Origin of the sequence: Neisseria shayeganii 871, assembly GCF_000226875.1 — a bacterium.
In the GTDB taxonomy this organism is placed as follows: Bacteria; Pseudomonadota; Gammaproteobacteria; order Burkholderiales; family Neisseriaceae; genus Eikenella; species Eikenella shayeganii.
Genome location: NZ_JH164926.1, coordinates 1,733,587 through 1,744,786 on the forward strand (window position 1 = coordinate 1,733,587; position 11,200 = coordinate 1,744,786).

At 52.3% G+C, this 11,200-nt stretch carries 11 protein-coding genes; 1 reads left to right on the forward strand and 10 read right to left on the reverse strand.

What is annotated here, in order from left to right:
- Positions 1-2 precede the first annotated feature (2 nt).
- From nuoH to HMPREF9371_RS08100, 10 genes are all read right to left on the reverse strand, one after another.
- Positions 3-1,052 (reverse strand): NADH-quinone oxidoreductase subunit NuoH, encoded by a 1,050-nt coding sequence (gene nuoH / locus HMPREF9371_RS08055; protein WP_009119545.1) that lies wholly within the window; start codon positions 1,050-1,052, stop codon positions 3-5.
- A 2-nt stretch (positions 1,053-1,054) separates the two neighbouring features.
- Positions 1,055-3,313 (reverse strand): NADH-quinone oxidoreductase subunit NuoG, encoded by a 2,259-nt coding sequence (nuoG, locus tag HMPREF9371_RS08060; RefSeq protein ID WP_009119546.1) that lies wholly within the window; start codon positions 3,311-3,313, stop codon positions 1,055-1,057.
- A 113-nt stretch (positions 3,314-3,426) separates the two neighbouring features.
- A complete protein-coding gene (gene nuoF, locus HMPREF9371_RS08065) occupies positions 3,427-4,722 on the reverse strand; it encodes an NADH-quinone oxidoreductase subunit NuoF (RefSeq protein WP_009119547.1) in 1,296 nt (431 codons plus the stop codon).
- Between the two features lie 119 nt (positions 4,723-4,841).
- Entirely contained in the window at positions 4,842-5,159 is a 318-nt protein-coding gene (locus HMPREF9371_RS08070) for a cupin domain-containing protein (RefSeq protein WP_009119548.1), read from the reverse strand.
- 242 nt (positions 5,160-5,401) lie between these two features.
- Positions 5,402-5,797, reverse strand: coding sequence for a GFA family protein (locus tag HMPREF9371_RS08075; protein WP_009119550.1), 396 nt, complete (start codon positions 5,795-5,797; stop codon positions 5,402-5,404).
- A gap of 40 nt (positions 5,798-5,837) precedes the next feature.
- Positions 5,838-6,311 carry an NADH-quinone oxidoreductase subunit NuoE gene (nuoE, locus tag HMPREF9371_RS08080; RefSeq protein ID WP_009119551.1) on the reverse strand — a complete coding sequence of 158 codons (474 nt, stop codon included), beginning with the start codon at positions 6,309-6,311 and terminating at the stop codon, positions 5,838-5,840.
- Complete coding sequence (nuoD, locus tag HMPREF9371_RS08085; protein WP_009119552.1) at positions 6,311-7,567, reverse strand: NADH dehydrogenase (quinone) subunit D; 1,257 nt, start codon at positions 7,565-7,567, stop codon at positions 6,311-6,313. The genes nuoE and nuoD overlap by 1 nt, the downstream gene beginning before the upstream one ends.
- Positions 7,560-8,147 (reverse strand): NADH-quinone oxidoreductase subunit C, encoded by a 588-nt coding sequence (locus HMPREF9371_RS08090; protein WP_009119553.1) that lies wholly within the window; start codon positions 8,145-8,147, stop codon positions 7,560-7,562. The genes nuoD and HMPREF9371_RS08090 overlap by 8 nt, the downstream gene beginning before the upstream one ends.
- 9 nt (positions 8,148-8,156) lie before the next feature.
- Entirely contained in the window at positions 8,157-8,636 is a 480-nt protein-coding gene (locus HMPREF9371_RS08095) for a NuoB/complex I 20 kDa subunit family protein (protein WP_009115715.1), read from the reverse strand.
- Positions 8,627-8,995, reverse strand: coding sequence for an NADH-quinone oxidoreductase subunit A (locus tag HMPREF9371_RS08100; RefSeq protein ID WP_009119554.1), 369 nt, complete (start codon positions 8,993-8,995; stop codon positions 8,627-8,629). Before HMPREF9371_RS08100 ends, HMPREF9371_RS08095 begins: the two co-directional genes overlap by 10 nt.
- 441 nt (positions 8,996-9,436) lie before the next feature.
- On the opposite strand from HMPREF9371_RS08100, the gene mgtE reads away from it, so the two are divergent.
- Complete coding sequence (mgtE, locus tag HMPREF9371_RS08110; protein ID WP_009119556.1) at positions 9,437-10,858, forward strand: magnesium transporter; 1,422 nt, start codon at positions 9,437-9,439, stop codon at positions 10,856-10,858.
- Positions 10,859-11,200 lie beyond the last annotated feature (342 nt).

The following is an 11,200-nucleotide window of genomic DNA, read 5'->3' on the forward strand; positions in this document are numbered from 1 at the left end:
CCTTATTTCCACAAACTCAAGGGCGAAATCATCCACAAGCCGAGCAATACGATGCACACAAAAGTTACCGGAATCAGCACTTTCCAGCCCAAACGCATAATTTGGTCGTAACGGTAGCGCGGGAAAGTGGCACGAATCCACAAATAGCCGTAAAGGATAAAGGCCATTTTCAAGAACATCCAAAATGCGCTCGGCGTACCGATAATGCCCCAACTTTGCGGGAACGGAGACAGCCAACCGCCTAAGAACATGATGGCGGTAAGCGCACCGATCAGAATCATGAAAATATATTCGGCAAGGAAGAACAGGGCAAATGCAAAGCCCGAATACTCCACATGGAAACCGGCCACGATTTCCGACTCACCTTCGGCAACGTCGAACGGTGCACGGTTGGTTTCGGCTACGGCGGAAATCAGATACACGATGAATACGGGGAACAAAGCAAACCAGTTCCAAGAGAAAATCGAACCGCCGGCAATGCCTTGGGCTTGGCTGGCAACAATTTCTTTGAAATTCATGCTGCCCGAAACCATTACCACACATACCAATGCCGCACCCATGGCAATTTCGTAAGAAATGGTTTGGGCTGAAGAACGCATGGCACCTAAGAACGAATATTTGGAGTTGGAAGCCCAACCCGCAATAATCACTCCATATACGGACAGAGAGGTAATCATCAGAATATACAGCAAACCCGCATCCACATTGGTCAACAGCCATTCATCGGAAAAAGGAATAACCGCCCAAGCTGCAAACGCAGGCATCAGCGACATCATCGGGCCGATATAGAACAAAGCTTTGTTTGACAATTTCGGACGGGTAACTTCTTTAAACAGAAGCTTCAACACGTCGGCAAACGGCTGGATCAAACCAAACGGGCCGGTTACGTTCGGACCCACACGGAGCTGCATGTAGCCGATAACCTTACGTTCGAAGTAGGTAAGGTAAGCCACCGTCAAAATTAACGGGATCAAGATAATCACGATTTTCAGCACAATCGAAACGATTAAGCCGATTTCATTACCCAACAAGGCTTGGAACCATTCCTGCATGATTACCCCCGTGCCAGTTCAATAGTATTCATCAACGCACCCAACGCAGCATTTTCAGTATGCAGCGGTAGATGCACTACATTTTCGGGCAAGCCGGCATCGGCAACCACATTCACGCTCACATACCCATTACCCTGCCCTGCCTGTACAGCCATACCATCTTGCAGACCAAATGCAGACAAGGTATTCGGGTGCATGCGGGCGGCAGGCACTTGAGCATGGGAAGTCGCTTGTAGCGGAGCGGAGCGGCGCACGATAGCATCGGTATGATAAATACCCACACCACCCACGCGCACAAGACCTGAGGCCGTCTGAGCGGCTTCACCTTGCCAAGCGCTTTGGTTATTCAACTTCTCAAGCAAGGTTTCTTTATTGACTGCTGCTTTCAAAACCTGCTCGCTGCTGTCAAACTCAAAGCCTTCCAGCTCGAACACATTGCCCAACACACGCAGCACTTTCCACAAGGGGCGTGAATCGGCAAAGCCTTTTACCACGCCGTGGAACGATTGCAGACGGCCTTCCATGCTGATGAAGCTACCTGAAGTTTCAGTAAACGGCGCAATAGGCAACATCACATCGCACACTTCACGCAGAGTTTCGCTTTCAAACGGGGTAAACGCCATCACACTTTGGGCTTGCTTCAATGCAGCCACTGCTTTACCGCCGTTTGCCACATCGATTTCAGGCTCTACATTCAACAGCAATACGGCTTTTTTCGATTGCACCAACATTTCTTGAATGCTGTTACCGCTGTTTACGCCTAAGATATCTGCACCGACGCTGTTTGCAGCTTGCGGCAGAATACCCAAAACCGCACCGGTAGCCGCAGCCAATTCCTGAGCGGCAGCATAAATCGCCGCATAATCAGGGTGGTTTTGCACTTCGGCACCCAACACAATCGCAGCTTTCTCAGCATTTTTCAGGCTGGCAGCTACACCTTGTTCCAAATCCTGTGCCAAGTTTTTCAGACGGCCTGCCCATTCATAAGGATGCACAGCTTCTTGCGCCAGCAACGGCATATGCAGCTCTTCTTTGCTGCTGGCAATGATGCTCAGTGCCATATAAGACTTAGCGGCGCGGCGCAAACGGGCAGTCAACAACGGCTGCTCTTTGCGCAGGTTAGCACCCACAACCAACACAGCATCACTATTACCTAAATCTTCAATGCTTTGACCCAGCCATTGCGCGCCTTTCAGGCTACCTGAAAGACGGTTGTCTTGCTGTTGCAGGCGGGTATCGAAATGTTTGATGCCCAAGCCGTTAGCCAGTTTTTTCGCCAGATATAGCTCTTCTACGGTATTCATCGGATTTGCCCAAATACCGATTTGCTCTTTGCCGTCTTCTTTGGCGATGCAGTCTAAAGTTTTGCGCACATATTCCAGCGCAGTTTGCCAATCCACTTCATGCCATTCGCCGCCATGCTTGATTTTCGGCGTTTTCAGACGGCTTTCGTGATACAGACCTTCATAGGCGAAACGGTCGCGGTCGGAAATCCAACATTCGTTAACGGCTTCGTTTTCCAACGGCAACACACGACGCACGGTATGGTCTTTGGTTTGCACGATTAAATTGCTGCCCAAAGCATCATGCGCAGAAATGGTTTTACGGCGGCTCAATTCCCAAGAACGGGCGTCGTAGCGGAATGGTTTGCTGGTTAACGCACCTACCGGGCACAAATCAATCACGTTGCCAGACAACTCGGTTTCCACCGCTTTGCCGATAAACGGCATGATTTCGGAAAACTCGCCACGGTTTGCCATGGCAATTTCCTGCATACCGGCGATTTCTTCGGTAAAACGCACACAGCGGGTACAGTGGATACAGCGGCTCATTTCTTCCGCAGACACCAACGGCCCCATGTCTTTGCCGACAACGGAGCGCTTCTCTTCTTGATAGCGGCTGGACGACTTGCCGTAACCCACGGCCAAATCCTGAAGCTGGCACTCACCACCCTGGTCGCAAATCGGGCAATCCAACGGGTGATTGATGAGCAGAAACTCCATCACACCCTCTTGCGCTTGTTTCGCCTTTGCAGAATTTGTGTGCACTACCATACCGTCCGTTACCGGCGTAGCGCAGGCAGGCAGCGGTTTGGGCGCTTTCTCCACCTCTACCAAGCACATGCGGCAGTTGGCAGCAATAGACAATTTTTTGTGGTAGCAGAAATGCGGGATATAAGTGCCAAGCTCGTGCGCCGCTTCCATCACGGTTGCGCCCTGCTTGACTGCAATCTGTTTACCGTCGATTTCAATTTGTAACATGGTTAATGTTCCTAGTTACGGATCTATAAATTCAGATAAAGCCTTTTATCATCTAGGCCTTTTTCAGACAGGCATCATTGAAGTAACTATGCCTGTCTGAAAATATTTTTTAATTAACACCACTTATGCTCTTTAGCCGGTTTGCCATGCTCGATATAGTGTTCAAATTCATGGCGGAAATGCTTGGTAAAGCTGCGCACGGGGAACACAGCGGCATCGGCCAAAGCGCAAATGGTGCGGCCGGCCATGTTGTTGCCGACTGAATCCAGCAAGTCCAAATCTTCAGGGCGGCCTTTACCTTCGGCAATGCGGTGCACCACGCGGTACAGCCAGCCGGTACCCTCGCGGCAGGGAGTGCATTGGCCGCAGGATTCTTCGTGGTAGAAGTAGCTCAAGCGTTCGAGGGCTTTTACCATGCACACGTCTTCGTCCATCACTATGATGGCACCAGAACCCAACATAGAGCCTGCTTTGGCGATGGAATCGTAATCCATGTTCAAGGTCATCATTACTTCGCCGGGCAGTACGGGCGCAGACGAACCGCCGGGAATCACGGCTTTCAGTTTTTTGCCGTCTTTCATGCCGCCGGCCATTTCCAGCAGTTTGGCAAACGGCGTACCCAACGGCACTTCGTAGTTGCCGGGGCGTTCAACGTGGCCGGAAATGGAAAACAGCTTGGTGCCGCCAGCGTTTTCGATGCCTTTGTCGGCAAAGGTTTGTCCGCCGTCACGGATAATGAACGGCACCGAAGCAAAGGTTTCGGTGTTGTTGATGGTGGTGGGTTTTCCGTACAGGCCGTATGAAGCGGGGAAAGGCGGTTTGAAGCGCGGTTGACCTTTCTTGCCTTCGAGCGATTCCAGCAAAGCGGTTTCTTCACCGCAGATATATGCGCCGTAACCGTGGGCGGCAAACAGCTCGAAACTGAAATCCGTTCCCATGATGTTTTTACCCAAGAAACCGGCTTGGCGGGCTTCGGCTAAAGCTTCTTCAAAACGCTGGTAACCTTCGAAGATTTCGCCGTGGATATAGTTATAGCCTGCTTCCGCACCCATGGCGTATCCGGCAATAATCATGCCTTCAATCAACGCATGGGGGTTGAAGTTGATGATATCGCGGTCTTTGAATGTGCCGGGTTCGCCTTCGTCGGTGTTGCAGACGACGTATTTCGCACCGGGGAAGGAACGGGGCATAAAGCTCCATTTCAAACCGGTGGGGAAGCCCGCACCGCCACGGCCGCGCAAGCCCGAAGTTTTGACTTCGGCAATCACGTCGTCTTGCGACATGTTTTCAGTCAGAATTTTACGCAGCGCTTGGTAGCCACCGCGCGCTTGGTATGCTTCCAAGTGCCAACAGTCGGGATTGCGGGTATCGACGTTTTCAAAAATCACGCCTGATTGGAAAATAGCCATTTGCTTAGCCCTAATCGGTTAATCTTCTTCAATCTTTTGTTTTTCCGCCCAACCGCCTGATGCGGTTATGCGCTGATATTTTTTACATGCCTGTCTGAAGGGTTTTCAGACGGCCTGTTCTACACACTGCCTTCTTTTTCCACCACCAAAATCCGTGCTTCGCCTTGCGGGTGGGCAACGTGTTCCGTACCGATGCCGGCAAAGAAAATATCGCCGGCCTGCAAACGCACCACTTGCTCCCGCCCGTGTTCGCGGTAGTGCATATCCACCGTGCCGCTCATCACGGCGAACACTTCTTCGCCATCGTTAATGTGCCATTTGTATGGCCGGTCGGTCCAATGCAGGCGCACGGTTGTGCCGTTCATATTGGCAATATCCAAAGCACCCCATGCGCGTTCGGCGGTAAATTCGGCACTGCGGACAATTTGGTGGCCCATGCGTTTTCCTTTGGTTTGTGTATTGGCATGGCTGCCATACGGTTTGGGTTTTCAGACGGCCTTTCAGGTAGCCTTATTGAGGCCGTCTGAAAAGGGATTTTTTAAAGTGTTTAAAATGCTTCGCCGTATCGGATTCAAACGCCTTTAAGGTTTTGTAGGTCGGATTCTTGAATCCGACATTTTTCCGAGTTGCAACCTTGCTAACGTCGGATTCAAGAATCCGACCTACGACCTGCTGCCCGTTATTTCTCCGCGCCAATCATGGCTAAAAACTCATGCTCGGTCAGTTTCGGCGTATCGTTGGCCAAATCGTAATACGGTGCTTTGCAGTCGATAAAAATTTGGCTTTCCAGCTCAAAATCGGCGTTATCGGCAAATAATCCCGCATTGATGTAATAATCGTCGCCCACCTGCACAAACAGGTGCGTGCCGCATTGTTTGCAGAAACAGCGTTCCGCCCATTCGGACGAGCGGTAGCGGCCTATATGTTCGCTGCCACTGATTTCAGGTTTTTTGGCCGTCAAGGTAAAACTTGCCCCACTACCCCAAGTTCGGCATTTGCTGCAATGGCAGGCATGCAGCTTGCGCTCAGCTTCGACTTTCAGCGATACGGTACCGCACAGGCATTTTGCTTCCATTTCTGCTTCCTTTCTTTTCAGACGACCTTTCAGGTAGCCCTTACTGCAATTCCGCCAATTTTTTCTCAATCGCTTCTTCGGTCATAAAGCTGCACATTTTGTGGTTGTTCACCAGCATCACGGGGGCATCGCCGCATGCGCCCATGCACTCGCCTTCCATTAAGGTATAGAGGCCGTCTGAAGTGGTTTCGCCAAAGCCGATGCCGAGTTTCTGTTTCAGGTATTCGGCGGCATTCACTCCGCCGCGCAGGGCGCAAGGCAGGTTGGTGCAGACGGTCAGCTTGTATTTGCCTACCGGATGCAGGTCGTACATATTGTAGAAAGTCGCCACTTCGTAGGCTGCTGCAGGTGCAATGCCGATATAGTTGGCCACAAATTCTATGGTTTCCGGCGCAAGCCAGCCTTTTTCAACTTGGGCGATACGCAGCGCGGCCATGATGGCGGAACGGCGTTGGTCGGCCGGATATTTAGCCAGCTCGACATCAATTTGTTTTAAAGATTCAGCGGATAACATTATCGGTCTACCTCTCCGAATACGATGTCTTGCGTACCGATGATGGCTACCACGTCGGCCAACATGTGGCCGCGTGCCATTTCGTCCATGCCTTGCAGGTGGGCGAAGCCGGGTGCGCGGATTTTCAGGCGGTAGGGTTTATTAGCGCCGTCTGAAATCATATAAATGCCGAACTCGCCTTTGGGGTGTTCGACGGCGGTATAGGTTTCACCTTCAGGAACATGCATACCTTCGGTGAACAATTTGAAATGGTGGATCAAGTCTTCCATGCCCATTTTCATTTCGGTACGTTTGGGCGGCGCGACTTTGTGGTTATCAACAATAACAGGGCCGGGGTTGGCTTTGAGCCACTGTACGCACTGTTTGATGATGCGGTTGGACTCGCGCATTTCGTTGATACGGCAGAGATAACGGTCGTAGCAGTCGCCGTTTACACCCACCGGAATATCAAAGTCCACATTGGCATAGGCGTCGTACGGTGCTTTTTTGCGGATGTCCCATTCAATGCCGGAACCGCGCAGCATTACGCCGGTAAAGCCTTTTTGCAGTGCGCGCTCGGGAGACACCACGCCGATACCGACGGTGCGTTGCTTCCAAATACGGTTGTCGGTAAGCAGGTTTTCGTATTCATCTACGCAAGAAGGGAAACGCTCTGTAAAGGCTTCGATAAAGTCGAGCATCGTGCCTTCGCGCGATTCGTTCAACTTCTTCAACACTTTGGCATTGCGGAATTTGCTGGACTCATACTTAGGCATGAAGTCGGGCAGATCACGGTACACGCCGCCGGGGCGGAAGTAGGCCGCGTGCATACGCGCACCGGATACGGCTTCGTACAAGTCCATCAACTCTTCGCGCTCGCGGAAAGCGTATAGGAACACGGTCATGGCACCGATATCGAGAGCGTGCGAACCGATACCCATCAAGTGGTTCAGGATACGAGTTACTTCGGCAAACATCACACGGATGTATTGCGCTCGAATCGGCACTTCGATGCCGGTCAGTTTTTCTACTGCCAAACAGTATGCTTGTTCGTTTACCATCATGGAAACATAGTCCAAGCGATCCATGTAAGGCAAGGCTTGCAGATAAGTACGGGTTTCGGCCAGCTTTTCAGTACCGCGGTGCAAAAGGCCGATATGCGGGTCGGCGCGGACGATAGTTTCGCCCTCCAGCTCCAGAATCATACGCAGTACGCCGTGGGCAGCGGGGTGCTGCGGGCCGAAGTTGATGGTGTAGTTTCTTAATTTATTAGCCACCGTAGTTCTCCTCGCGGACGATGCGCGGGGTAATTTCGCGCGGCTCGATGGTTACGGGTTGGTAAATCACGCGTTTCTCGGCTTCGTCGTAACGCATTTCTACATAGCCTGAAATCGGGAAATCTTTGCGGAAAGGATGGCCGACAAAGCCATAATCCGTAAGGATACGGCGCAAGTCGGGGTGGTTATTGAACATAATACCGAACAAGTCGAAGGCTTCGCGCTCGTACCAATCGGCACTGTTGTAAATATCGGTCACGGTATCTACAACGGGAAAATCGTCGTCGGTCGCCCACACGCGCACACGGATACGTTGATTGTTTTTTACTGAAACAAGTTGGCTGACTACGGCAAAACGTTTGCCTTCCCACGGTTCGTTTTTGTAGGTGCTGTAATCCACACCGCACAAATCTACCAGCGACTCAAAATGCAAATCAGCGTGATCGCGCAAAGTAGTCATGATGTGCAGATAATTCTCCGGGGCACATTCAACAGTAATTTCACCCAACGCCAAAACCACTTTACCGGCTTTATCGCCCAACACGTTTTGGACAACCGGATACAAATCGTTTACATGCATCTTGTTCTCCTAGTTACGTGCAATGGTATAAGTGCGCTTGATTTTGCCTTGGAGCTGAATCAAGCCGTAAATCAAGGCTTCGGCAGTCGGCGGGCAGCCCGGCACATACACATCTACCGGAACGATACGGTCACAACCGCGCACCACAGAATAGGAATAATGGTAGTAACCGCCGCCGTTGGCACAAGAACCCATCGACAATACCCAGCGCGGCTCGGCCATTTGGTCGTACACGCGGCGCAACGCGGGCGCCATCTTGTTGCACAAAGTACCGGCCACAATCATCAAGTCTGACTGACGCGGAGACGGGCGGAAAATAATACCGAAACGGTCAAGGTCGTAACGGGAAGCACCCGCCTGCATCATTTCTACCGCGCAGCAGGCCAAGCCGAAAGTTACCGGCCACAGCGAACCTGTACGCACATAATTCAACACCGTATCCGCGCTGGCGGTTACGAAGCCTTTATTCAAAACGCCTTCTATTCCCATTCCAGCGCACCTTTTTTCCATTCATAGATAAAGCCCACCGTGAGCACCACGATGAACACAAACATCGACCAGAAAGCAAACTGCCCGTGCGATACCATCAAGTCTTTAAACACCACGGCCCACGGAATCATGAATGCCACTTCCAAATCAAACAAGATAAACAGAATCGCCACCAAGTAGTAACGCACGTCGAATTTCATACGGGCATTTTCAAATGCTTCGAAACCGCACTCGAAAGGCGCGTCTTTTTCGGCATAGTGGCGTTTCGGGCCGAGCAGATTGCCCAATGTTAAGAACAATATGCCGGCCACCAAGCCGACCAAAAGAAAAATCAGGACGGGAAAATAATTCGCCAACATGATATGTGCACACCTTTTCGGAAAATGTTGGTAAAACGGACGGCATTGTACCCAATTTCTGCCCCCCTTTCAAAACAAACCACCAAAAACGGCAATCTTTTCACCATCTTATATGAGAATAATTCTTATTTTGATTTAATTGCAGCAACTCCGTCGTCTTTTAGATAAGCACTTGAAATATTCTTTTCTGTAAAATCAATTTACTAAAATCAATATTTCTCAACATTTCGCCAAACGAAACTATCCAGCCCGCCGCCATCAAACAAGATGTGTCGCAGCCTTACAAAAAGGTGTAAAATACTGCCCGTTTTTTCATCACGCCCGTTTAGGACGGGCCATTCATTTATGGACCTTCCCAGTTCATTGATCATCGCCTTTCTTTCTCCGACCCAGACCATCTAATACCGTGTCCGGCTCCTGCCGCACGGCAACGGAGCCTGCATGACCCCGACCCCATCCATCGCTGAACGCCTCAACGTCGACATCGACCGCATTCATGAGCTGGCCGACCGCCTGCTGCCTTTTTATACCGACATCCAACCCGGCGGCTCCCTGGCCGACGAACGCCTCAACGGCTACCTGAACGAACTTACCCGCACCCTGCACGAACTGCACCCTGCCGACATGGCCGCCGTGCTCGAGTCCCTGCCGCTCCAAGAGCGGGTGTTGGCCTGGAAGCTGGCTGCGCCCGAAGACGACGGCGACGTGCTGCTGGAAGTGTCCGACGCTGTACGCGAAACCCTGATCGAAAGCATGGGCAACCAAGAGCTGCTGGCGGCGGTGGAAGACATGGATGCCGATGATCTGGCCGAGCTGGCCGACGACTTGCCGCACCAAGTCATCGCCGAAGTCCTGCAAACCCGTGACGAAGAAGAGCGTGCACAAGTACAGGCCGCCATGTCGTTTGCAGACGACCAAGTCGGGGCCATCATGGACTTCGAACTGCTCAGCATCCGCGCCGACGTTACCTGCGAAGTGGTGCTGCGCTACCTGCGCCGCTTCGACAGCCTGCCCGACCACACCGACAAAATCTTCGTGGTGGACGACCACGACATCCTGCAAGGCGTGCTGCCCATCCGCCGCCTGCTGATTGCCGACCCCGACGAGCTGGTGGAACACATCATGGCGCGCGACGTGGTGCGCTTCCACCCCGAAGACGACACCGAAGAAGCAGCCCAAGCCTTCGAACGCTACGACTTGGTGACCGCCCCCGTCATCGACGCCGACGGCAAACTCATCGGCCGCCTGACGGTGGACGAAATGGTGGACGTGATCCGCGAAGAAACCGAGGCGGATATGTTGAACATGGCCGGTTTGCAGGAAGAGGAAGACCTGTTCGCGCCTGTTTTCGACTCGGTGAAAAACCGCTGGATGTGGCTGGCCATCAATCTGTGTACCGCCTTTCTCGCCAGCCGCGTCATCGGCGCCTTTGAAGGCAGCATCGAAAAAATTGTCGCCTTGGCCGCCCTGATGCCGATCGTGGCCGGCATCGGCGGCAACTCGGGCAACCAAACCATCACCATGATTGTGCGCGCCATGGCCATGGGCCAACTCACCGGCAGCCAAGCCATCCACCTGTTGAAAAAAGAGGTCAGCGTGGCCTTGGTCAACGGCTTGATTTGGGGCGGCGTCATGGGGCTGGTTGCCTGGTTGCTGTATGACAGTCCGGGCATCGGCCTGGTGATGGTGGCGGCCATGACGCTCAACCTGCTGCTGGCCGCCACCGTCGGCGTGCTGATTCCGGTCATCATGGACAAATGCGGGCGCGACCCCGCCTTGGGCAGCAGCGTGCTGATTACCGCGGTTACCGACTCTGGCGGCTTTCTGATTTTCCTCGGTTTGGCCACTGTTTTCCTGCTTTAGTTTTTCTGCTTTAAAAGCGCATCCACTTTGAGACTTGTCGCCAAGGCAGCGATATGGCTTGCGCAGCGGCTGAACAGGGCGGCCGATGTATGCCGTCTGCAGACAAAAACTTGCACCAAGATGGAATATTTTGCGCTCATGTCTCAATGCCGCAAACGATATAGACAAAAATTCAGGCTACCTGAACATTTTTCAGGTAGCCTGAATCTTTTGCCCCTCAAGATGTGGCTGCCGTTTGGTGACGAAGCCCAAACGAGCGTCTGTTGGATCGCGACTCACGTCCTCTCGGTGTCGTGATACTGGCCAGCTCGAATACACAGTGACCTGGCAGCACACTTAGAG